21 protein-coding genes and 1 pseudogene are annotated in these 22,594 nt (G+C 38.3%); 9 read left to right on the forward strand and 13 right to left on the reverse strand.

The features are described 5' to 3' along the window. Positions 1-101 precede the first annotated feature (101 nt). Positions 102-2,036 (forward strand): heavy metal translocating P-type ATPase, encoded by a 1,935-nt coding sequence (locus AC6CHV_RS11010; protein WP_498078909.1) that lies wholly within the window; start codon positions 102-104, stop codon positions 2,034-2,036. A 217-nt stretch (positions 2,037-2,253) separates the two neighbouring features. Here AC6CHV_RS11010 and AC6CHV_RS11015 read toward each other — a convergent pair whose 3' ends face one another. From AC6CHV_RS11015 to AC6CHV_RS11025, 3 genes and pseudogenes are all read right to left on the reverse strand, one after another. Beyond that, entirely contained in the window at positions 2,254-3,093 is an 840-nt protein-coding gene (locus AC6CHV_RS11015) for a YihY/virulence factor BrkB family protein (RefSeq protein ID WP_440272644.1), read from the reverse strand. 4 nt (positions 3,094-3,097) lie between these two features. Next, a complete protein-coding gene (locus AC6CHV_RS11020) occupies positions 3,098-3,451 on the reverse strand; it encodes a YtxH domain-containing protein (RefSeq protein WP_440272645.1) in 354 nt (117 codons plus the stop codon). A 5-nt stretch (positions 3,452-3,456) separates the two neighbouring features. Then, a pseudogene (locus tag AC6CHV_RS11025) lies at positions 3,457-3,935 on the reverse strand (low molecular weight protein-tyrosine-phosphatase). Positions 3,936-4,041: 106 nt separating this feature from the next. On the opposite strand from AC6CHV_RS11025, the gene AC6CHV_RS11030 reads away from it, so the two are divergent. From AC6CHV_RS11030 to AC6CHV_RS11040, 3 genes are all read left to right on the forward strand, one after another. Then, positions 4,042-4,269, forward strand: a complete 228-nt coding sequence (locus AC6CHV_RS11030; RefSeq protein WP_099355475.1) for a DUF1128 domain-containing protein — start codon at positions 4,042-4,044, stop codon at positions 4,267-4,269. 72 nt (positions 4,270-4,341) lie between these two features. Beyond that, positions 4,342-4,881, forward strand: coding sequence for a GNAT family N-acetyltransferase (locus AC6CHV_RS11035; protein ID WP_440272647.1), 540 nt, complete (start codon positions 4,342-4,344; stop codon positions 4,879-4,881). Between the two features lie 152 nt (positions 4,882-5,033). Continuing rightward, complete coding sequence (locus tag AC6CHV_RS11040) at positions 5,034-5,174, forward strand: hypothetical protein (RefSeq protein ID WP_165918260.1); 141 nt, start codon at positions 5,034-5,036, stop codon at positions 5,172-5,174. 42 nt (positions 5,175-5,216) lie between these two features. Here the strand turns inward: AC6CHV_RS11040 and treC are convergent, their stop codons facing one another. From treC to AC6CHV_RS11055, 3 genes are all read right to left on the reverse strand, one after another. Continuing rightward, positions 5,217-6,902, reverse strand: coding sequence for an alpha,alpha-phosphotrehalase (treC, locus tag AC6CHV_RS11045; RefSeq protein WP_440272648.1), 1,686 nt, complete (start codon positions 6,900-6,902; stop codon positions 5,217-5,219). 274 nt (positions 6,903-7,176) lie between these two features. Then, positions 7,177-7,551: a DUF488 family protein, N3 subclade gene (locus AC6CHV_RS11050; protein WP_498078910.1), complete on the reverse strand. Its 375-nt coding sequence runs from the start codon at positions 7,549-7,551 to the stop codon at positions 7,177-7,179. 53 nt (positions 7,552-7,604) lie between these two features. Further along, on the reverse strand, positions 7,605-7,976 hold the full coding sequence (locus tag AC6CHV_RS11055) for a DnaJ family domain-containing protein (RefSeq protein ID WP_498078911.1): 372 nt from the start codon (positions 7,974-7,976) through the stop codon (positions 7,605-7,607). Positions 7,977-8,250: 274 nt separating this feature from the next. Between AC6CHV_RS11055 and mreBH the strand changes: the two genes are divergently transcribed. Beyond that, positions 8,251-9,258 (forward strand): rod-share determining protein MreBH, encoded by a 1,008-nt coding sequence (mreBH, locus tag AC6CHV_RS11060; RefSeq protein ID WP_121448761.1) that lies wholly within the window; start codon positions 8,251-8,253, stop codon positions 9,256-9,258. Positions 9,259-9,374: 116 nt separating this feature from the next. Here the strand turns inward: mreBH and AC6CHV_RS11065 are convergent, their stop codons facing one another. Next, a complete protein-coding gene (locus AC6CHV_RS11065) occupies positions 9,375-10,103 on the reverse strand; it encodes a TerC family protein (protein ID WP_341329964.1) in 729 nt (242 codons plus the stop codon). 247 nt (positions 10,104-10,350) lie between these two features. On the opposite strand from AC6CHV_RS11065, the gene AC6CHV_RS11070 reads away from it, so the two are divergent. Together AC6CHV_RS11070 and AC6CHV_RS11075 are read left to right on the forward strand one after the other, a co-directional pair. Then, positions 10,351-10,767, forward strand: coding sequence for an SRPBCC domain-containing protein (locus AC6CHV_RS11070; RefSeq protein ID WP_498078912.1), 417 nt, complete (start codon positions 10,351-10,353; stop codon positions 10,765-10,767). Then, complete coding sequence (locus AC6CHV_RS11075; protein ID WP_498078913.1) at positions 10,767-11,138, forward strand: metalloregulator ArsR/SmtB family transcription factor; 372 nt, start codon at positions 10,767-10,769, stop codon at positions 11,136-11,138. The genes AC6CHV_RS11070 and AC6CHV_RS11075 overlap by 1 nt, the downstream gene beginning before the upstream one ends. Positions 11,139-11,670: 532 nt before the next feature. Here AC6CHV_RS11075 and AC6CHV_RS11080 read toward each other — a convergent pair. The 4 genes from AC6CHV_RS11080 to AC6CHV_RS11095 all read right to left on the reverse strand — a co-directional run bounded on the left by AC6CHV_RS11080 (position 11,671) and on the right by AC6CHV_RS11095 (position 16,356). Further along, entirely contained in the window at positions 11,671-12,879 is a 1,209-nt protein-coding gene (locus AC6CHV_RS11080) for an ATP-binding protein (protein ID WP_341329963.1), read from the reverse strand. Between the two features lie 407 nt (positions 12,880-13,286). Then, positions 13,287-13,964 carry a Na-translocating system protein MpsC family protein gene (locus AC6CHV_RS11085; RefSeq protein WP_440272650.1) on the reverse strand — a complete coding sequence of 226 codons (678 nt, stop codon included), beginning with the start codon at positions 13,962-13,964 and terminating at the stop codon, positions 13,287-13,289. 140 nt (positions 13,965-14,104) lie between these two features. Next, the gene (locus AC6CHV_RS11090; RefSeq protein ID WP_341329961.1) at positions 14,105-14,794 is read right to left on the reverse strand and encodes a Na-translocating system protein MpsC family protein; all 690 of its coding nucleotides are present in this window, start codon (positions 14,792-14,794) and stop codon (positions 14,105-14,107) included. Between the two features lie 233 nt (positions 14,795-15,027). Further along, positions 15,028-16,356 (reverse strand): polysaccharide biosynthesis protein, encoded by a 1,329-nt coding sequence (locus AC6CHV_RS11095; RefSeq protein ID WP_341329960.1) that lies wholly within the window; start codon positions 16,354-16,356, stop codon positions 15,028-15,030. 186 nt (positions 16,357-16,542) lie between these two features. On the opposite strand from AC6CHV_RS11095, the gene AC6CHV_RS11100 reads away from it, so the two are divergent. Beyond that, entirely contained in the window at positions 16,543-18,099 is a 1,557-nt protein-coding gene (locus tag AC6CHV_RS11100; RefSeq protein WP_341329959.1) for an ABC-F family ATP-binding cassette domain-containing protein, read from the forward strand. A gap of 126 nt (positions 18,100-18,225) precedes the next feature. Here AC6CHV_RS11100 and helD read toward each other — a convergent pair whose 3' ends face one another. Next, entirely contained in the window at positions 18,226-20,520 is a 2,295-nt protein-coding gene (gene helD / locus AC6CHV_RS11105) for an RNA polymerase recycling motor HelD (RefSeq protein WP_341329958.1), read from the reverse strand. Between the two features lie 343 nt (positions 20,521-20,863). Between helD and AC6CHV_RS11110 the strand changes: the two genes are divergently transcribed. Next, a complete protein-coding gene (locus tag AC6CHV_RS11110; protein WP_498078914.1) occupies positions 20,864-21,088 on the forward strand; it encodes a hypothetical protein in 225 nt (74 codons plus the stop codon). A gap of 57 nt (positions 21,089-21,145) precedes the next feature. On the opposite strand, the gene AC6CHV_RS11115 is transcribed toward AC6CHV_RS11110, so the two are convergent. Then, complete coding sequence (locus AC6CHV_RS11115) at positions 21,146-22,588, reverse strand: M20 family metallopeptidase (protein ID WP_341329956.1); 1,443 nt, start codon at positions 22,586-22,588, stop codon at positions 21,146-21,148. Positions 22,589-22,594: the final 6 nt, after the last annotated feature.

Here is a 22,594-nt window from a genome sequence, read left to right on the forward strand (position 1 = left end):
GTGATTCCCTTTCTCAATTAGCAATACCAAGTTGATTTTTATTCTCAATTAGATATGTATAATTGATTGTTTTTCTCAATTAGAAAATGGAGGCGAACGAAATGAGTACAGAAGTAAAGACTGCGCCAAGACGACAGCATGTATATAAAACAGATAATGAATCTTTTCCGCTCCTTGAAAAAGTAAAGCAGCACGGTGAATTAATAGCAGCGCTAACGAGTGGTGGTTTAATTGCGATTGCCTGGACATTAGGGCATTTCGAACACAACACCACCTCCATTGTTATGTATCTTCTCGCGTTTGTAATTGGTGGTTATGCAAAAGCAAAGGAAGGGATTTCTGATACGATTGCGGAAAAAGAATTAAATGTAGAAATGTTAATGATTTTTGCAGCCATTGGCTCTGCGATCATTGGATACTGGAATGAGGGTGCAATTTTAATCTTTATTTTCGCATTAAGTGGTGCTCTTGAAACCTATACAATGAATAAAAGTCATAAGGAAATCTCTTCACTTATGGGCCTTCAGCCTGAAGAAGCGACACTTGTTGTAAATGGCATTGAGAGAATCGTCCATGTTTCTTCTCTACAAATTGGCGATGCGATTTTAGTCAAACCAGGTGAGCGCATTCCAGCTGACGGTAAGCTTTTAAAAGGTGACACAAACGTGGACCAGGCGGCCATTACAGGTGAGTCAATTCCTGTACGTAAATCCCTTGGTGACGATGTATTTGCGGGGACAGTTAATCTTCGTGGGTCCATCACTGTTGAAGTGACAAAGCCGAATGAAGATTCATTGTTCCAAAAAATTATTAAGCTGGTCCAATCCGCTCAAAGTGAAAAGTCCCCTTCCCAGCAATTTATTGAAAAATTTGAAGGTACGTACGTCAAATTTGTTTTAATTGCGGTAGGTTTAATGATGTTTCTTCCACACTTTGTATTAGGTTGGACATGGACCGAGACCTTCTACCGAGCAATGATTTTATTAGTAGTTGCATCTCCATGTGCTCTGGTCGCCTCCATTATGCCAGCAACATTATCGGCGATTTCAAATGGAGCAAGGCGCGGGATCCTGTTTAAAGGTGGGGTTCACCTTGAGCAGTTAGGTAATTTAAAAGCTATTGCATTTGATAAAACAGGGACACTGACAAAAGGAAAACCTGTCGTAACCGATGTGATTGTATCTGATTCAATTGATCATAACGAATTTTTACAAATTGTATCTTCAATTGAAAATCAATCTACACATCCATTAGCACAATCAATCGTGAATCATGCTAAGTCAAATGGTCAGAAGCTTATCTCGATAGATGGCATTGAGGATATGCCTGGATATGGAGTTAAAGCAATTGTCGGTGAGACTCCTTGGTTAATTGGGAAAGCTGATCTTGTTGGAAAAGAAGCTGTAGCTACTTTTAAAAATGGTATCGCGAAACAACTGGCTTCTGAAGGTAAAACGATTGTTTATGTAAAATCAGGTGAAGAAATTGCTGGTATTCTCGCACTCAAAGACGTTGTCCGCGATGATACAGTTTCAGCTATTTCTGACATAAAAGACCTTGGGATTTATACCGTTATGCTTACTGGAGACGGCGAAAAAACAGCTGAAGCCATTGCGGCTGAAAGCCATGTTGACCAACATATTGCAGAATGTTTGCCAGAAACAAAGGTGAACCACATTAAAGGCCTTATTTCTAATTATGAGACTGTAGCGATGGTTGGAGATGGAATCAATGATGCACCTGCTTTGGCAACTGCGAATGTTGGGATTGCAATGGGTCAAGGAACGGATGTTGCGCTTGAAACTGCTGATGTCGTGCTGATGAAAAATGATCTTCCGCGAATTGCTGAAGCCGTAAAGCTTTCAAAACGCATGAACCGTATTATCAAACAAAATATTATTTTTTCTATCAGTGTGATTATGCTGTTAATCCTGTCAAACTTCTTTCAAATCATTGACCTCCCATTTGGCGTCATTGGCCATGAAGGAAGCACCATTCTCGTTATTTTAAACGGACTACGCTTATTGAAGTCATAAAATAAGGACTTGACCCCATCGGTCAAGTCCTCTTTTTAGTGATAGCCGTTACTGCCGTTTGCAGAACTGCTAGTTTTTTGTTTTGGGCTATTTTTCTTTCCCTTTTGCTTTGTTCCACCGTCTTTTTTAGACATAATAAAGGCCTCCCTTTTACTGTACTTACACCCTCTATTATCTCTCGCTACCTCACATTCCATGAAGGTAACTTACGGTAAAATTAACGGCCATCCCTAATTCGATGGCAATTCAAAATGGCATTGATTTCTCCTCCGATGATGATGATCATTGCAGATAAATAGAACCAAATCATCAGTACAATGATGGCACCTAGGCTACCATATGTTGTAGAATAATGGCCAAAGCTGTTCACATAATAGGAAAACGCCAGGGAAACGAACATCCAACCGAAAGTCGCAAAAAAGGATCCTGATATGATTTCTTTAATTTTTAATGGACGGTTCGGTGCCACCCAGTACAAAAACGTAAATACAAAAAACAGGATAGCTGCACTGACAATCCAACGAATTCCATTCCACACATCTAGAAATTCATCAGACAAGCCAAAAGACGAAAACATAAAAATCCCAATTTGTTTTCCGAAGACGGGTAATAATAAAGCGACTATAATAACAAATATCATCCCAAATGTGAGAAGTATTGAAATCCCACGAGTGATAAAGAAGTTCCGGGTTTCTTTTACATCATATGCTTTATTGAACGACCTAACGACCGCGTTGATTCCATTGGATGACGACCACAATGTACCAATGATTCCTATTGATAATAGCCCGCCTTTATTTGAATTGACTATAAAATTCAAGTTTTCTTCAATCATATCAACTGTGCCTTCAGGTGCATACTGTCTCACAAACGCCAACACATCTATTTGGGATATCGGCAGGTATCCAATAAGTGTCACGAGAAAGATTAAAAATGGGAATAAAGAAAGCAAGAAAAAATAGGCTAATTCTGCAGACATACTCCCTACTTCATCTTCCTTATATCGCAAAATTAATTCCTTAATAAACCGCAAATCTAAGGTTCGAACTTCGGTCATTTCTTCACCTCTCTATATTATCGTCCCTCATACCTTCCGTTTTATTAGCAATTGCATCCTTTGTTTCTTTGACAGCTTCGACAATTTCTGGTGTTGTTTCAACGATTTCATTTACTTTTGAGGTTACGATACGAACATCCTCTGCAACCTGCTCCACTGTTGTACGAACAGAATTGAACTGGTCCTTAACGAGCTCTGTATATCGTTGTGGATTTTTCATCACTTCAACTGCCTTTTTACTCACTCTTTTACTAGTATGTAAAAATTGCTCTCTTGTTTCCTTATCAAATAAAGAAATTGCTGCACCAATGGCAGCACCTATGACCATGCCTTCCACCATTTTATTACGCTTCGCCATTTGTACTACTCCTTTCCAACCAGGTTTTCCTTTTTAATGACCTCTAACAGTCGTTTACAACCGTTGGTCACAAGCTCGTACACCTCATCAAAATTCCCAGTGTAGTAAGGGTCAGGTACATCTGCAACCTTACTATCATCAACATAATCAAGGAGCCGTTGAATCCGACCTGTTTTTTCGCCAGTTATCATTTTTTGAAGGTTTCCTAAGTTATCTGAGTCATTGCAATAATATAATCAAATTGACCGAGATCTTCCGGCATCACTTGACGTGCCTTAATCCCTTCAAATGAGATATTATATTTTGTTAAAATGGTTTGAGTGCCTTTATGTGGCGGATGTCCAATATGCCAGTCCCCAGTTCCCGCTGAATCTACTTGGATTCGATCCGCTAGCCCTTCTTTTTGTACTAAATCACGAAAAATGGCCTCTGCCATCGGTGATCTACAGATATTCCCTAAGCATACGAATAATACCTTTATCATTTTTGTCCATTCTCCTTCATGTCATATTTTTCCGTACCTCGCCATATTAAATAATAGCAGAAACGTGTTACAATAAGAATACACTGAAAATTGAAAGGATGAAAACATGGATCTCTCACAAAAGTCGGTCGAAAACGTAGAGTTTATGATAGAAAAAATTAAAGAAAAACTTAAAGTTCTTAACCTTGGTGCCATTAAGCCTTCCCATTTTGATGAAGAAATGTATGAAGAATTAAAAGACATTTACGACCTTACCATGAAAAAGAACTCATTTAGCCCTAACGAAATGCAGGCACTTGTTGAAGAACTCGGAAGTTTGCGCAAAAACAAATAATACATAGAACCATATATGACTATCTGGACATTTTTGTTTGGATAGTTTTTTTGAGGGAAAATGAGGGATAAAATGTTAATAAAATCATTGAATTACCGTGATATTGAAACGGAAAGGTTATACCTAAAAGTGCTCACATTGGAGCATACCGAAGAGGTTTTTCAGCTATTTTCCGATGAGGACATTACACGTTATATGGATATCGAACCATGCAAAAGTCTTACTGAAGCGGAAGAAATTATTACTTATCATTTAGAAGATACCGGTTGCCGTTGGGGAATATTCACAAAAGAAAAAGAGGAGTTTATTGGTACCTGTGGTTTCCACTATATTAGAAATCATAATGAATTTATTGGTGAGGTTGGATTTGATCTATCCAAAGGGCATTGGGGAAGTGGGTTCATGTCTGAAGCTATGAAATCATTATTGGAATATGGGTTTAATGCAATGTCCCTTGAAACCATAGACGCAACCGTTGACCCACGCAATGAAAAATCAATTGCCCTAATGAATCGCTTAGGTTTTAGAAGAGACGCCGTCCTAAGAGAAAACCTAATTTATTTTTACCTTACAAAAGAAGATTGGATCAAAAATCAAAATAACCCTTATTAAAACCCGCTTATCGCGTTTTTTTTATTATGGCGCTACATAATTTATAAGATTATGTCAATAACTTTTCCCCCTTGCATATATCTATAAAAAGGGCATTGTAACTTTGGGACAACGGACCTGTCCCTGTGTCCCATCTAAAGGGGGGAATACATTTGCTAGGACTTTGGCTAACGCTCATTGGCATGTCTGTGTTGTATTTTATCTCCGCTGGATTCTGGTTTTACTTTGTCGCCACTTCGATGGATAACGATGATTCAAAAAGAATCGACCCTCTACCGAATGAAAAAGAATAACGTTTATGAAAATGAGCCACACCCTAAGGTATGGCTCATTGTTTATTTTGTCAAATGGTAGACAACGGATTCGTATGGACGTAATTTGATTCCTTTTGAAATATCTATTTGCGAATTCTCATAGTTGGAAACGAGTAAGTCACTTGTATACTCACTTACATTTAATCCTGCAGGAATTCCAAATGTTGTTTCTCTTCCATAGAAATTGTTTACAACTAGAAGCTTCTCATTCTCACCATTACGAACATACGCAAAGATTTCAGGATGGTCCTCATGCAATAATTCATAATCTCCATACGTAATAATGTCATAATCCTTACGGAGCCTTATCAATTTTTGATAATGATAGAAGACTGAGTTTTTATCCTCTAACGCATTTTGCGCATTGATTGTTTTGTAATTTGAAGCAACATTAATCCATGGCGTTCCGCTTGTGAATCCAGCATGTTCACTTGCATCCCACTGCACAGGTGTCCGAGAATTATCACGAGATTTATGTTTAAGAATCTCGATAATTTCGTCGTTGCTCATTCCTTGTTCTTTTTTAATATTGTAGATATTGATGGACTCCACATCACGATACTCAGAGATGTCATTGAACTTCGGATTGGTCATTCCAAACTCTTCACCTTGGTAAATATAAGGCGTACCTTGCATCATATGAATGGTAGTTGCAAGCATTTTTGCGGATTCCGTTAAATACTCACCATCGTTCCCATATCTTGAAACAATCCGTGGTTGGTCATGGTTGCACCAGAACAGTGCATTCCAACCTCCACCCTTATGCATTTCAACCTGCCACGTTGAAAGGATTCTCTTTAAGGCTTGGAAATCAAAGTCGGCAACTGTCCACTTATCACCGTTCGGATAATCCACCTTTAAATGATGAAAATTAAAGGTCATGCTCAATTCTTCACGGTCAGGATTTGAATATTTAATACAATCTTCAATGGTTGTTGAGGACATCTCCCCAACAGTCATACTATCGTATTTCGAAAAAACATTCTGATTCATTTCGTGCATGAACTCATGGACGCGCGGCCCATCTGTATAAAACTTCCGGCCGTCACCTGGAGGGACAGATCCGTCATCATCCGGGAAACTCTGGTCTTTTGAGATAAGATTGATTACATCTAGACGGAAACCATCTACCCCTTTTTCAAACCAAAAAGTCATCATGTCATATACTTTTTGACGAACCTCTTCATTTTCCCAATTAAGATCCGCTTGGGTTACGTCAAAAAGGTGGAGATAGTACTGACCTGTTGTTTCATCATACTTCCAGGCATTCCCCCCGAACTTTGATTCCCAATTCGTTGGCTCGCGACCATCTTTAGGGTCTTTCCAAATATAATAGTCGCGATACGGGTTGTCCTTTGACTGCCTGGACTGCTTGAACCATTCGTTTTCAGTCGAGGTATGATTCACAACGATGTCCATGATGATTTTAATACCGCGTGAATGAGCTTCCTCTAGCAAGCGGTCAAAATCCTCCATCGTACCGTATTCTTCTTGAATCGCAAAATAATCGCTAATATCGTACCCGTTATCCCGCTGTGGAGATTTGTAAATCGGCGTTAGCCAAACGACGTCCACACCAAGGTTTTTCAGGTAATCAAGCTTTTCAATGATCCCTTGTAGGTCACCGACACCGTTTCCAGTTGTATCTTTAAAACTCTTTGGATAAATTTGATAAACCACAGACTTCTTCCACCAAGGCTGCTTCAATTGCTACACCACCATATAAGTAATTCATGTTTGTAGTATTTCATAAAGGAAACAAACTTATTTGTAGTTGTAGTTTAACTTGTATATACAAGTTAGTCAAATAATTGCTATTATTGATTTGGTGGAAGGTAGCAACCTGATATGGTGGATTTAATTACTGTGAAAATACTGGCGTTGTTTTAAAAATAGTGCCACTAACTCAGAATTACTGCCGCTATTTCAAAAATACTGCCACTAACTCTGAATTACTGCTGCTATTTCAAAATCACTGCCACTAACCCTTTTGGGCCTCGTCCATTGCACGTACCAATACTTCCTTCAGCACGACCGCTTGGTTATGTACTTCATCCTTTGCACCATACAAAAGAGTAACTTTTTCTTCCTTCGCCATCTCTAGCAACTGATTTAACGCGATTTTTTTCTCCTCAGTCTGTTGCAGTTCTATTATGTAATGTTCCTTAAATTCTTCAAATCTTTCGGGTTTGTGGTTGAATTCTTTACGAAGCTCAGTACTTGGAGCGATTTCTTTCATCCACTTGTCAAGTTGGGCCTTTTCCTTTGAAATTCCTCGTGGCCAAATCCCGTCCACTAATATTCTTTTTCCATCTTCCGCACTAGAAGGCTCATAAATACGTTTTAATACAATCACTTTTCTCTTCCTTCCAAAAAAAAGAGCAAAACACAATGTTTTGCCCTCCTCCACTATTTGAATTTATTATGCAATTTCATTTGGTAGTCTTTAAAAACGGCTGAATGCGAAGTCTTTCTATTTTTTAGAATTTGGTTTAAGCGAAATTGTTTTTCATTTAGTTTTTTCTGGTAGATTTGGCGCTGAACTTCATCCTCACAGTTATTAATGAGATTCTCAATTGTAAGAAGTTCTTTTTTTATCTCGGTTTCTTCATTGATGAACCCTGCGTTTTTCATGACCCGATAAGCCATTCGAAGGTCCTCAGGAATTGCAGAATCATCATCAAGCTTGAGAGGTTTCCCATATCCAGGTAAGTTATCAAACTCCCCTTCTTTATAGGCCTTACGAATTTTATCCTCTGACACAATACTTGAAAAATCCATTGTTTTCGCCCTCCTTTTTGGAGTGTTACATCTAATACTATTTTACGTGTTTTTTGAACATTTTGCCATTCTCCTCATATATTTCTCCTATATTTCAATTTTTACAATCTGACAACAACCCCCAAAAATCGACATTTTTTTGTGAATCTTTATAGAGTGAGTGGGTTGAAATGACTACTTTTATAAATACAATGTGGACTTAAAATGTTTCGGAAAACCATTTTTAGTCTATTAGAAATATAACCCCAAACTTTATAAAGGATGGAGATAAACAATGTTTTCAAACGTGGAAATCGGAATTGATTTAGGAACTGCAAATATTCTTGTATATACGAAAAATAAAGGTATCATCGTTAATGAGCCATCAGTAGTGGCGGTTGACACCGAAAGTAACAGAGTTATTGCCGTTGGGGCAGAAGCGAAAAGGATGATCGGTAAGACACCTGAAAAAATCGTAGCCATTCGCCCTTTGCGTAAAGGTGTAATTGCTGACTTCAATATGACTGCTGACATGCTTCGTCATGTCATGAAAAAAGTGAGTCAAAAGACAGGTTATTCGCTTCGTAAACCGAATGTTGTCGTTTGTACACCTTCTGGGTCTACATCTGTCGAGCGACGTGCGATCCAAGACGCAGTTAGACAATGTGGTGCCAAACAAGTTTATTTAATTGAAGAACCTGTTGCAGCAGCCGTTGGGTCGGATTTACCAGTTGATGAACCAGTCGCAAACGTAATCGTAGATATCGGTGGAGGCAATACAGAGGTCGCGATTATTTCCTTTGGTGGTGTTGTTACGTGCAACTCCGTTAGAATTGGCGGAGACCAGTTTGATGAGGATATTATCCAATACGTACGAAAAAGATACAATGTCCTTATCGGAGAGCATACTGCTGAGCAGGTTAAATTCGAAATCGGCTATGCACTTGTTGAACACGAAGCAAAAACAATGGATATTCGTGGACGTGACCTTGTCACTGGCCTTCCAAAAACCATTACATTGCGTTCAACCGAAATTCAAGAAACACTAAAAGAATCACTACTTCATATTTTAGAAGCAATCCGCGCAACCCTAGAGGATTGCCCACCAGAATTAAGTGGTGATATCGTGGATCGTGGGGTTATTTTAACAGGGGGCGGCGCGTTATTAAATGGCATGCAGGATTGGCTCAGCCAAGAAATTGTTGTCCCGGTACACCTTGCACCAAATCCACTCGAATCAGTTGCAATCGGAACAGGTCGCTCGTTAAGCATCATCACAAAGCTTCATAAAATTGCAAAATAATTAATCTTGCCCCATAAAAGACATTATGGGGTTTTTTCAATTAGCCTCTGGTATTGTCATATGTAAAAGAAAAAGGCCGAATCTCTAAACGATTCGGCCTTTACTACTACTTTTTATTATGCTGTTTTTGAAGCTGCTTTTTGAATCTCTTTTTTGGCAGCAATCTTTTTGTTTTTCAAGTATCCTAGTCCTAATACTAGAACGGTTAATACTGCTGCGATTAAGTATGAAACTGGACCATGTTCGATGTGAAGGAAGTTAGTAAATCCCTTGTCCTTCATCACCATTTCACCTGCTGTCCATGCAAGAATACCTGCACCGACGTATGAAATCCAAGCATATTTGTCCATTGCTTTTACGATGAACTTAGAACCAAAGATCATAATAGGAATACTAATGAAAACACCTAGTGCAATCATACCAATGTGACCGTTGGCAGCACCCGCAACTGCAACTACATTATCAAGACTCATTACAGCATCTGCCATGATAATCGTACCAATGGCTGCCATAATGCCATTTGTAGACTTCACATGTGCTTCTCCTTCTTCTTCAACTAAAACCTTATAGGCAATGAAAAGGAGTAATATTCCACCAATCACATTCACATAAGGAATTTTTAGCAAGTAAACAATGATGGCCGCAAATAAAATACGTAGAATAACCGCTCCTGCCGTTCCCCAAAAGATAGCTTTGTTTTGTTGGTCTTTTGGAAGGTTTCTGGTAGCCATTGCAATTACTACAGCATTGTCTCCAGATAATATAATATCAATAGCGATAATTTTTAATAGAGCAATTGTCGCTCCAGAAGAGATAGCTAGTCCAAGAATCGTTAGCATATCCATAGGGAAATTCCCCCTCAATATAATATGGTAAAATAACAAGATTATAAATTACATATTCTAGCATACTCCTATTTTTTGTCACATTCAATATATCAGGGACAAAATCTTTCTTGCAAAACCACCAGAATTATCCACAACATTAATGCTTATACTACATATGAAAATCTATTGACATAACACCTTTTGGTTTCATATAATCAAAATACAAAACCAAATGGTTTTATTTAATCATAAAGGAGATTTTATTATGGCAAAAACACCTGATATAAAACAAACTGTTTTAATTGAAGCACCTATTGAAAAAGTATGGGACCTTGTATCGAACGGGGAAGGAATTGGGACTTGGTTCATGCCAAATGATTTAGTAGCGGAGGAAGGCCATGAATTTCATATCCAATCTCCTTTCGGCCCCTCTCCATGTAAAGTGTTAAAAGTAGAGGCGCCACATCTTCTTACTTTTGCCTGGGACACGGAAGGTTGGGTTGTGGAGTTTCTATTAAAAGAAGTCGATGGAAAAACTGAGTTCACCCTCATACATGGCGGTTGGAAAGATTCTGAAGAAATTATTGGTAAAGCAAATCGTAAAGCTTCAGAAATCCGCGAAACAATGAATGGCGGTTGGGTAGGTATTGTACAAAAACTTCGTCAGGTGGCGACTAATTAGTGGCAGAGTCAGCCGGGAAATATGATGTATTTCAAGCGATTGCTGATCCAACACGCAGAGAGGTGCTCCGTTTACTTTCAAATAAGGAACTCCCTATTTCAGAGATAACAAGTCACTTTTCGATGAGCCGGACAGCCGTAGCAAAGCATCTTCACATTCTTGCTGAGGCCAATTTAGTGAGCGGCAAAAAAGTTGGTAGAGAAAGACGCTATCGCCTTCAGCCCGAATCGTTATCCGAGCTGCACGAGTGGCTAAGTTATTTCGACCAGTTCTGGAATAATAAGCTTTCGGTGTTAAAGTATATCGCGGAGAAAGGTCCAGATGCTGATAGTGGATTAAAAGTTGTGAAGCAATTGGATTCGGATGACTAAGTTCATTATTTGTCTTCTGTTAAGGTCTTCATCATTTGATGAAGACCTTAACTTTAAAAAAAGAGCACACCTAACGAACTTCGTCCTTGCAATGAAGGACTTTGTGCATGAAATCTGTTGACGTTCGGGGCTTCATCAGCACCATGAAGAACTTTACGCGCAGGATTTGCCTGCGTTCGGGACTTCATCGACGCTATGAATGACCTTACGCACAGGATCTCCTGGTGTTCGGGACTTCATCAGCACCATGAAAGACTTTACGAACGGACCCTGCCTGTGCTCGGGACTTTATCGATGCTATGAAAGACTTTACGAGCGGACCCTACCTGTGTTCAGGACTTCATCGACGTTATGAAGGACTTTACGCGCGGATCCTGCCTGTGTCCAGGACTTCATCGACGTTATGAAGGACTTTGCACGACAGCTCCAGTCGCGTTCGGGACTTCATTCACACGAGCGGCTCAGCTTGAGCTCAAATCTTGCATCCCACCAATGCCCCTCACTCGCCCAACAGCCCCAAAATAAAAAGTCTTCATCCCAGATGAAGACCTGCAGATATTAACGGCAATGTAATTTCTATGGTTGTGCCTTTGTTTTCCTCGCTATCGATTGTTAGTTGGCCGCCGTGCTCTTGAATAATGGTTTGGCAGATCATTAAACCAAGGCCTGTGCCTTTTTCTTTAGTTGTGAAAAACGCCTTGCCGATTTTCTCCAATTTGTCCTTTGGGATCCCACAACCATCGTCAGCAAAGCGAAGTATCGCATTGTTCCCTTTTGGATATAACGTAATATCGATGATTCCTCCATCATCGATTGCCTCGATACTATTTTTCAAAATATTAATAAAGACTTGCTTCAGTTTATTTTCTTCGCAATTGATGAACGCATTTTTTATTTCATCATCATAGGCTGTTTTGATTCGGATATTATGCAGAATTGCCTGTGTATCTAAGAGAAACACCACTTCATTCAAAATCGTTGTGAGCTTTGCTTTCTTAAGCTCAAGTTTTTTGGGCTTAGCGAGTAATAGCATTTCACCAACAATAGTGTTAATCCGGTCTATTTCGGATACCATGATTTCGGAGTAACCATTAATCATTTTTGTAGCTTTTTCATCCTGTAAAAGTTGTGCAAACCCCTTTAAACTTGTAAGTGGATTTCGAATCTCGTGGGCTATCCCTGCTGCCATTTCACCAATCATCGAAAGTTTATCCGTTTGTTGAAGAAGCTCTTGGCTCTTCTTCACTTCCGTAACATCTCGGATGACTATATATTGACAACTATCACCTTTGTAGGTAATCGGCATTACTTTTAACTCTACAAAAATTTCGCCTAATACCGGATGGTCAATTGTTCCTTCTGTTATCTTTTTAAATTTATGTCCTTTTTCTACTTTTCTCGTTGTCTCATTAGCTTCATATTGGACAAAATCATACAGCGGATGTCCGATGACTGAATGATTGTCTGAAGCACCGATAAGAAATTTCCCCATGTCATTTATATAGAAAATTTTCTCTTCACGCATCAGAACAATTGCATATGGAGCATTTTCCACCAAAAAGCGGAACTCTCGATTTTTACGCGATTCAAAAATAGAAAATAGTGATGCAATTAATACGATTAGGAAGAGATACACTTCCCACCGATTCATAAAACCAACAAAAATGAATTGACCCAATACCAAAATCACTGAACACAGAAATATCGCAAAATTTAATGCCTTCCATCTTCTCTTTCCCATTTTCTCCCCAACCTTTTCTCTATTTTATTAAAAAAAGAAGGCTCCTTTCTAACAGATTGTTGTTTTTAATTGTAGGGTGATTTCCGCTCCTGGTACTCGCTTTCCGCGGGCGATCCGCAAGCCTCCTCGCTTCACTGCGGGGTCTCGCCTGGCTCGCTATTCCCGCAGGACGTTGAATTGCTTCCTTGAAACTACACCGCACGAAGAAAATGCCAGCATTTTCGAGGATCTCGTACCATCCACTGAAATCACTGAATGGACAATAATATATCCCTCGCATAATCGGATCAAAAAGCAACAAAGTTTACGAAAATAGCCAAAAAGAAAAAAGACCTAACCTCATAAATAGAAGTTAGGCCATGACGAAGGCTTGTCCAAATAGGACATCCTCGCATTTACCATATTTATTATAAAATAAAACAAATTAAGCTGTTATCATTTTTAAAGTTCCAGTCAACAAAGATATCGGTAACCGTACGCTGAAATACTTGATCAAACTTTCCATAGCGGTGCAGATATTTTTTTTCAAGATCGTCCTTTGTAAAATGGAGCTCTTTTTTAAAGCCTTCCTCGATTAACGCCTTTTCAATAGGAACCAATATTCCTTCACGCTTCACGATAATAACTTTCGGGGAAATTTGGAAACTAGACGTTTCCTCAGGAGTCTTTTCAACGAGTTCGCTAATCCTTGCGACTTCGGATTCAAGAAGTGAAAAATTAATTTCCTCACTCTTTTTCATTGGTATTAATGGATTTTCCAATTCTGCAATAATGACGCCTGTATTATTCGGAAAGTTCCAATCATGAAAAAATGTCTTTACTTCCGTTTCAAGGGTTACCTGAAATACACCTTTTAATTCTGCTACAATACTTTTGATAATAACATCTCTTGCATGTTCCACTTGAATACGCTGATTCTCCTGTAAAAGGACCTCTTCCATTGGAGATATGAAACCACGGATTTGCAAAACTAAAAATTGGTCGGCTGTAGCCGCAAAACAGGCTTCAGGTCCCCGTCCAAATTTATTACGAAGAAGTTTGCTTGTGTAACTACTTATGTATTTTAATCCTTCCTGTAAATCCATGTGATTCCCACCTTTAGGGAATTCACTACAATAACCAATGACCTTATATTCATTAGCCTCTATTATTGTAGCATCGTTTCCCTTGCTTTTCCACATACACGTTTAGTTTGCCTTTTTCGGTAGGTTTTATTAGGAAATTCTTACTTACAATAAAAAACTTTATAGCTTACATCTTTGTCATAATTCCAAATCATAAAGATATCATCTATTTCTTTTTTTGTAATCTTGCTGAATCTCTTTATATTTGCATTGTAGTTGTTTCGAACTCTATTTTCCCTTTCTGAGAGAATGTGCATACCTTTCTCTATTAACAACCTTTCAATTGGCAGTAAATATCCCGCAAATCTAATAATATAAATTGTTGAACCGATTTTTGTGAACTCAAGCTCTTTTGGCTGATATTGATAAAATTCACTTTGTCTGCTGATCTCGTTTCGTAGCAACTTAAATTCAAGCGAATTTTCCGAAGGCGTCCTCTCTTCTTGAACCACTTCCACCAGAAGCACACCCGTGTTTTTTTGGAAGTTCCAGTCTTGATACAATTGGTTGATCTTTATATGCAATAGCTCCTCTAACGTTTCCTGAATAGGAACAAATAGGTCTTCCATAATATTTTTTCGGATTCTCTCGGCGGTTTCAATATCCTCCTTTTCAACGAGCTCATATTCAATTTTTGTCATGAATCTTTTTATGTGAACCACAATGTATTGTTCCGAAATCGACGTAAAGCAAGTTTCGGGTCCTTTACCAAACTTTGATTTTATTTGTTTGCTCACATAGCTGCTGATTTGTGTTAATTCTTCCTGTTTTGTCATGTAACTCCTAAACATCCGATCTATTATCCTCCTAAAAAGCAATAAAAAATGGCCTAACTTCTACACAAATAGAAGCTAGGCCATGGTTAGACTTAATCGTATTCTACCATTTACCAATCTTTTTAAAAATGCATTTTCATTTATTAAAATGATACTTTCTTATTAAGATAAAAAATGTGACTAATGACTGCTAGACATTAATCATGCTCATTTTATCACAAAGTTACTATAAAGACAAACAAAACAAACTATTGCGCCGTGTGTAAAAACTTGATTGAAAACACTGAAACACCAATTTTCCTACAGATTGTTACGTAATGCATAAATGCAAGTAAAACAGCGCCCATATTCATGCCAATGATGATTCCTTCCATTTGGAGTGTTTGAAGGGAGCCCAAGGCAAACATAATCCCAAATGATACGACAGTTGACCATACATTATGGATAAACGCATCCTTTACCAACCCTAGCCCAATTAAATAAGCTTGCATCGGGATTAAGAAGAAGTGGAATAAGAAATATGGCCATAACATTTGCAAATACACGGTTGCTGCTGATGATTCAAAGAATATATGTGTCAGTGGTTCTGCGAAATAGTAAAAAATTACACAGGCTGGGACCCCGTACAAAAAGGTCATTCTCATCACCTGTTTTAGCAGGTTTTGCAACATAGACATATCTCTCTTTGCGTATGCCTCAGATACAGTTGGTATTAACACAATCAATAATGAGTGCGCAATAAACGCTGGGAAAAAGCCAATTGTTAACGCGACCCCAGTCATCAACCCAAAATGCTCAGTTGCTACTGCTGCGGGCATGCCTGCTTTTAGAAGGGCTGCCTTTATTAAAAATGGCTGAACAGCATGTGAAATAGCATGGAAAATCCGCATTCCAGTTGTCGGCAAGGAAACAGCAAGCAGGTTTTTGCGTACAGCTTTTCCACTTAGTGATGATGTCGGCCGGTGACCTAATCTGCGATAGTGAATAAGGTACTCATATCCTAAATAACCAAAAACGATTAAATCACTTGCAACAAGTGTACACAAAGCGATAAGGATTGAAGTATGAATCTCAAATTCAAGTAATTGATAAATAAACACTAACAAGATTAACTGGACTGCTTTACGGAGGAAATTCGCAAATGCAATTCGCCCCATCGATTGAATGCCCATAAAATATCCTCTGGCAATCGAGAGAAATGAAACGATAGGAATAAACAATATAACTAGCCATCTAACAAATGGATGGTAATCATCAAAAACAGGGATGACCGGTAGAATCACAAATGCGAGTGAAATAATAATCGCTGTAAAAACAGTTGTTAAAACAGTGGCATGCTTTAGCATGCTCTTGTGATACCTGTCCTCTTTTTCGGCAATAAATTTCGAAATGGAAATAGGTAGCTCAAGACTTGCCAAAATGACAACCAAAAAGATGGAGGGCAAAATGGTCATATATAATCCCATTCCGTGCCCACCAAGCTCTTTTGCCAGAACGAGATTAATTAAGAACTCAACACACTCACCAATAAATGCTGCAATAATCAGTAACAATGTTCCTTTAAAGAAAGTCTTCATCCTGTAGCCCCTTATCTTTTTTTATCAATACTAAATAGATATGAGGCAAGTCCACAGATTATTTAACGAAAAGAAAATTTTTACTGTTCTACTAATAAAGTACCCTTTCCAACCGCTTGATTTCTCGTTTATAATCGTAATAGTGCAATTTGTCGAGAAACTAAACTATGAAAAAGGTGTAAATAGATGAGTATATTATCAGTTTCAAATGTGAGCCATGGTTTTGGTGATCGTGCAATTTTTAATGATGTTTCATTTCGTTTGTTAAAAGGTGAACATATCGGGTTGATTGGAGCTAATGGTGAAGGTAAATCAACATTTATGAATATTATCACTGGTAAAATTGAGCCGGATGCAGGGAAAATTGAATGGTCAAAAAATGTTCGCGTTGGCTATCTCGACCAGCATACGGTGCTCGAAAAAGGAATGACCATCCGCGATGTATTAAATAATGCCTTTAAATATCTTTTTGATATGGAAGCTGAAATGAATGAAATCTACGGAAAAATGGGTGACGCAACCCCTGAAGAACTTGAAAAAATGCTTGAGGACGTAGGAACTATCCAGGATACTCTTACAAACAATGACTTCTATGTTATTGATGCGAAGGTAGATGAAATTGCCCGTGGACTGGGTTTAGAGGATATAGGACTTGAGCGTGATGTTCAAGATTTAAGTGGTGGTCAGCGTACAAAGGTATTGCTTGCGAAGCTTTTACTTGAAAAACCAGATATTTTATTACTCGATGAGCCTACCAACTATTTGGATGAGCAGCACATTATCTGGCTTAGACGTTATCTTCAAGAATATGAAAATGCATTTATCCTGATTTCGCATGATATTCCATTTTTAAATAGTGTAATTAATCTTATTTATCATATGGAAAATCAAGAGCTTAATCGCTATGTTGGGGATTATGATAACTTCCAGAAAGTCTATGAGGTGAAAAAACAACAGCTTGAGGCTGCCTACAAAAAGCAGCAGCAAGAAATTTCTGAGCTTAAAGACTTTGTTGCCCGAAACAAGGCGCGTGTTTCTACACGAAATATGGCAATGTCACGCCAAAAGAAACTCGATAAAATGGAAGTCATTGAGCTTGCGAAGGAAAAGCCGAAGCCAGAATTCCATTTTAGAACAGGTAAAACGTCAAGTAAGCTTATTTTTGAAACGAAGGACCTTGTGATTGGGTATGATGATCCACTTTCAAAACCACTAAATCTTCGCATGGAAAGAGGCCAAAAGATTGCGTTGGTTGGGGCAAACGGGATTGGAAAAACAACTCTATTACGAAGCATCCTTGGCATGAATAAGCCACTATCTGGATCAGTTGAGCTAGGTGAGAACCAAGAAATCGGCTATTTTGAACAAGAAATTAAAGAAGCTAACTATAATACTTGTATTGAAGAAATTTGGAGTGAATTCCCTTCCTTCAACCAGTATGAAGTTCGTGCAGCACTTGCAAAGTGTGGCTTGACTACAAAGCATATCGAGAGCAAAGTTGAAGTATTAAGTGGTGGGGAAAAAGCAAAAGTACGTCTCTGTAAATTAATTAATAGAGATACAAACATCCTCCTTCTTGACGAGCCGACAAACCATCTTGATGTTGATGCAAAAGATGAACTAAAGCGTGCCCTTAAAGAATACAAAGGAAGCATCCTGATTATTTGCCACGAACCTGAATTTTATCATGATGTTGTGACAGATGTATGGAATGTTGAATCTTGGACAACAAAAGTATTTTAAAAAGAAAAGTGAAGGGCACTCAGCTTTAGGCGACAAGCAAAAGACAACCCCAACCTTCCGAATCGATAGGCTTAGACCAGAGAGCCGGTGGCGCCTGGAGCTAGACAAAAAAACGCAAAGCACTTATCAAGTGTTTTGCGTTTTTTCATATAACTCCTCATCCACTTTATCTAGTAAAAAATTCGTAAGATCCGTTCCGAAAAAGTGTAGCCGATGCAATGGACGGGTCATGGATACATATAGAAGCTTGATCTCTATTTCATTATGATCGAAGACTTCCTCGTTAGAGTAAATCATCACTGCGTCAAATTCCAATCCTTTTGATAGATGCGAACTGACAATAACGACCTCTTCCTTATTAATTTCCTCATTCTCTTTTAAAAACTGCACGGGAAGAGCACTATACTTATTGAAGGCTTTCGCTAGTTTTTGGCACTCTTTATTGGTCTTGCCTATGATTGCCACTGTTTTCATATTGTCATCATAAAGAGTCTTAATTACCTCAGTCATGGTGTGAACAGTTTCTTTCTCAGACCCACTAATTTGATGAAAAACAGGTTTTTTTCCGTGACGGACAACCGGCTCAACCATTGGCAGATTTAAGTGCAGTAGCTCAAGTAATTGGTTTGCTGCATTCATAATTTCAATTGTCGTCCGGTAACTTTTTTGTAGCGTTTTATAGGTTGCCCTCGGAAAAATATTGTCCCTAACTGTTGCCCAGTTGTTAATGCCTCGGTAAGAGTGAATTCCTTGGGCTAAATCCCCTACGATCGTAAACATGTCAGTTTCAAGTGCTGTTTTTAATGCTGCTAGCTGAAAATAGCTATAATCCTGCGCCTCATCAATGACAACATTGCGAGCCTTCAGCTCCTTTTTAACACCATAAAGTTTTGCTTTCAAAAATAAAAGCCCAGCTAAATCCTCAAGCTCATATGACTTTTTTAATTGTTTCTGATAGTCCATAAAGAATTGGATTTGCTTATCCGTCAGATACCCTGAAGCGTAGGTGGGAAATAGTTCCGTCACAAACCTTTGAAAATAGTAGAATACATCGTGATGTGGAAGCTTCTTAATATAGGTATTAACAGCTGTACGGGATTGCTTCGTAATTTCTTCAATAAGCTCTGCCTTTTTATCGAGCGCTTTTGTCACATAGCGACGACGCTTTTCCGGATCAATTTGAGTTTTGAATAATACGTTATCAAGCTTATCATCATAAAACTTTGTCACTTTATGAAGCATTTTTTTCTTTTCCAAACGGACTGTGTTTTGAAGCACCTTTTTCACTTTTTCGATTCGCTTATAATATGGAAGATAGCGATATTCATAGGTCATTAAATGATGAATATCTCTCGCCTTATATAGCCGAAATTTTGAAACAAAGAAATCCTCTTTTGGTAGCAACGAGCTTAAAATATCCTCCACATAATGCTCAAGCATATCACGGTACTCAAGGGAGCCTTTGAAAGCTGAAATCCATTTAATCATTTCAGCATTTTTATATTCATCATGGATGAATCCGAGTAGCTTTGAATCTGCTTTTGTGAGCTTAATGGGTTTTCCAAGACATTTTTTCACAAAATCAACAAACGTCGTTTGCTGGATGTGATCAACACCTAATTCGGGAAGCACCTCAGAAATATAATCAATAAAAAGGCGGTTCGGTGCTAGAATCATCAGCTGGTCAGGAGAAAAATATTCTGCATAGGTGTATATAAAATAAGAGATGCGGTGTAGGGCAATTGTTGTTTTCCCACTTCCAGCGGCGCCTTGGACAATAATGGGTTTGTTCAGATCCGCACGAATAATACTGTTTTGCTCCTCTTGAATGGTTGATACAATATCGGTTAAGCGGTTACTCGCACTCTCAGACAACGATTTTTGCAGAAGCTCATCGGTAGTTGTTAAATCAACATCTCGAATCTCCGCGAGTTCCCCATCCTCAATGATAAACTGGCGCTTTAATGCTAAATACCCATTATACTCTTCACCCTCAGCCTCATATGATACATCTCCTAGGCGGCCATCATAATAGAGATTTGCAACAGGTGAGCGCCAATCCACAATTATAGGCTGTTGGGTTTCCTTATCAAAGAGAGAGACCTTGCCAAAGTAGAGAACCTCCTCTTTTCCCGTTTCTTCTCGATTAAAATTAATTCTCGCAAAGTAAGGTTTATTGCGGTTTCTCTTCAGATTCCGCACCTCTTCATGCGTTCGTCTTAGTAAGGTTGAATTCGTTAACATATTAAGATAGCTCAAGCTACTGTCTTTGAAATCTACACCATCTAAGGCTCCCTTTAAATTTTCACGAAAATTTTCCTCGGTTGACTCTGATGCCTGAATGACAATATCCATATACTTTTTCGTAAAGTCCAATCGTTCTGCTTCCTCATCGAAGTTAGGATGTTTCTCCTCCATCATCAATCCACCTCCATTTTTCAAGAAGAAAAAACCATGAATTAGCTGATAATCCATGGTAAGTAAGCTCAAAGAACTAATTTTTCCGATACAATATGTAAAAGACGTATTTTTGATTATAGTATACACCATTAACGAAGGCAACCTATATTTTCCTTTTATGGAATATTCATTATTACTTTTGCTTGCAACACCTTAACTGAGAAAAAATGTTTGCCAAATAATTAGCAGCGCTTACATCTTACGCATTATTAAAGAGTAGTGTATAATTTTAAGTAAGTTCACAAATTATCCACAATTACTGAAAATATAAATAGGTTTTACAATACATAAGGGGGAGCTAATGATGATACGGACAGGTATTGCAGTTTTTTTAAGTTTCTTTTTATTACTTTTTGAAGGCTTCATTGTAATAAAGTTAAAAGGTTATACCGGCATTTATTTTGGAGACTTACAACTACTAGTTAGCGTGCTGGCGATGAATTTCTTTTTTACATTTACTCTATTAACTCATATTAAAATGTGGCATCAAAACAAAGAAGTGAATGATTCTAAAGCAGAAGTAAAATAAGTTGTCCAATAGCGTAGGCGCATGAATGAATCATGCGCCTCTTTTTTGTCTACCTTATTATGCTAATGGTGATGGCTCTACCCCTTTTGGAATAGGGCATTCATATGGATTTCCATCTAATTTTTCTTCTAATTCAACTTTTGCATCTTCAATTACCTCAGGACGAAGGAATAAATCTAATGCTGTATTAGCTAACACCTTACCTGCTTGAAGCATTCCTTTATGAGCAATTGATGTTCTTCCTTGAGAAACTAACTGCCATGAATGGAGTGGTGTTCCCAATACAAAGCATTCCCCAAAGAATTGTGCTGTTGGTACAATCCAACTTACATCACCAACGTCTGATGAACCAAACAAAATACCATTTGATTCTTCATAAGGGACCACAAGGTCGTTGAATGTTTTTGATGCAAAGTCTCTAGTAATTAAGTTGGCCTTTGATCCAGCCACTTTTTTCATCTCATTAAGGGCATTACTAACATCATCATCTGAAATTTGTTTTCTAATTTCTTCCGCATAACTCATTTCTTCTTCGTTATATTCCGCAAGGCCTACATTCTCCAAATGTTTATGTAACACTTGCCCTAGAGCATTATTTGGAATATAGTTTGAGCACGCTTTATCGAAAGTGACCTCGACTTTTGTTTCCGTCATCAAGGCTGCGCCCTTAGCAATATTTACAACACGTTCATATATACTTCTTACATCCTTCATGTGAGGTGCTCGAATTAAATAGAGAACTTGTGCCTCACTTTGGACAACATTCGGAGAAAATCCTCCTGTATTGGTAATCGAATAATGGACTCGTGCCTCTGGTATAATGTGTTCACGTAAATAATTAACACCTACATTCATTAATTCAACCGCATCTAATGCGCTTCTACCTAGATGTGGGGAGTTTGCAGCATGAGCAGCTACTCCTTTGAATGTAAAATAAACTTGATAGTTAGCTAGAGTTGATAGGGTAAATATTCCGCTCGTTGAATGAGGATGCCATGTGAGTGCACAATCAATATCATCGAACGCGCCTTCTCTTGCCATGAATGTTTTTCCTGAACCACCTTCTTCACCAGGGCATCCAAAATATTTAATAGTACCAGATACATTGTTTTCTTCCATATATTGCTTAACAGCAATAACCGCTGCTAATGGAGAAGTTCCTAGCAAATTATGTCCGCAACCATGACCATTACCATTTTTTTCGAGAGGTTCATATGTGGTTGACCCTGCTTTTTGACTCATTCCTGAAAGGGCATCAAATTCTCCTAAAATCCCAATAACAGGCTTTCCACTTCCAAAGGTACCAGTAAATGCAGTCTCGACTCCACCTACTCCACGTTCAACTTTAAAGCCTTCATTTTCAAGTGCCTGACATAAAACGTCCGCAGACTTATGCTCTTCAAACCTTGTTTCAGCCAAATCCCAAATTTGGTCACTAATTTTGATATAAGTGTCTCTTTTTGCCTCAATATAGTCGTTTATTTTCTGAACAAAGTTCAATTTTCA

The sequence above is a fragment of the Ferdinandcohnia sp. GQ5 genome, from assembly GCF_059759275.1.

Coding starts and splice junctions, on each gene's coding strand:
- AC6CHV_RS11055 (WP_498078911.1), bottom strand. CDS start 7,976: ATGGATTTTTCAAGTATTGTGTCAGAGGATAAAATTCGTAAGGCCTAT.
- AC6CHV_RS11085 (WP_440272650.1), bottom strand. CDS start 13,964: ATGGATTTACAGGAAGGATTAAAATACATAAGTAGTTACACAAGCAAA.
- AC6CHV_RS11070 (WP_498078912.1), top strand. CDS start 10,351: ATGGCAAAAACACCTGATATAAAACAAACTGTTTTAATTGAAGCACCT.
- mreBH (WP_121448761.1), top strand. CDS start 8,251: ATGTTTTCAAACGTGGAAATCGGAATTGATTTAGGAACTGCAAATATT.
- AC6CHV_RS11080 (WP_341329963.1), bottom strand. CDS start 12,879: ATGGGAAAGAGAAGATGGAAGGCATTAAATTTTGCGATATTTCTGTGT.
- AC6CHV_RS11100 (WP_341329959.1), top strand. CDS start 16,543: ATGAGTATATTATCAGTTTCAAATGTGAGCCATGGTTTTGGTGATCGT.
- AC6CHV_RS11015 (WP_440272644.1), bottom strand. CDS start 3,093: ATGACCGAAGTTCGAACCTTAGATTTGCGGTTTATTAAGGAATTAATT.
- AC6CHV_RS11065 (WP_341329964.1), bottom strand. CDS start 10,103: ATGGATATGCTAACGATTCTTGGACTAGCTATCTCTTCTGGAGCGACA.
- AC6CHV_RS11090 (WP_341329961.1), bottom strand. CDS start 14,794: ATGTTTAGGAGTTACATGACAAAACAGGAAGAATTAACACAAATCAGC.
- AC6CHV_RS11010 (WP_498078909.1), top strand. CDS start 102: ATGAGTACAGAAGTAAAGACTGCGCCAAGACGACAGCATGTATATAAA.
- AC6CHV_RS11110 (WP_498078914.1), top strand. CDS start 20,864: ATGATACGGACAGGTATTGCAGTTTTTTTAAGTTTCTTTTTATTACTT.
- AC6CHV_RS11095 (WP_341329960.1), bottom strand. CDS start 16,356: ATGAAGACTTTCTTTAAAGGAACATTGTTACTGATTATTGCAGCATTT.
- AC6CHV_RS11030 (WP_099355475.1), top strand. CDS start 4,042: ATGGATCTCTCACAAAAGTCGGTCGAAAACGTAGAGTTTATGATAGAA.
- helD (WP_341329958.1), bottom strand. CDS start 20,520: ATGATGGAGGAGAAACATCCTAACTTCGATGAGGAAGCAGAACGATTG.
- AC6CHV_RS11020 (WP_440272645.1), bottom strand. CDS start 3,451: ATGGCGAAGCGTAATAAAATGGTGGAAGGCATGGTCATAGGTGCTGCC.
- AC6CHV_RS11035 (WP_440272647.1), top strand. CDS start 4,342: ATGTTAATAAAATCATTGAATTACCGTGATATTGAAACGGAAAGGTTA.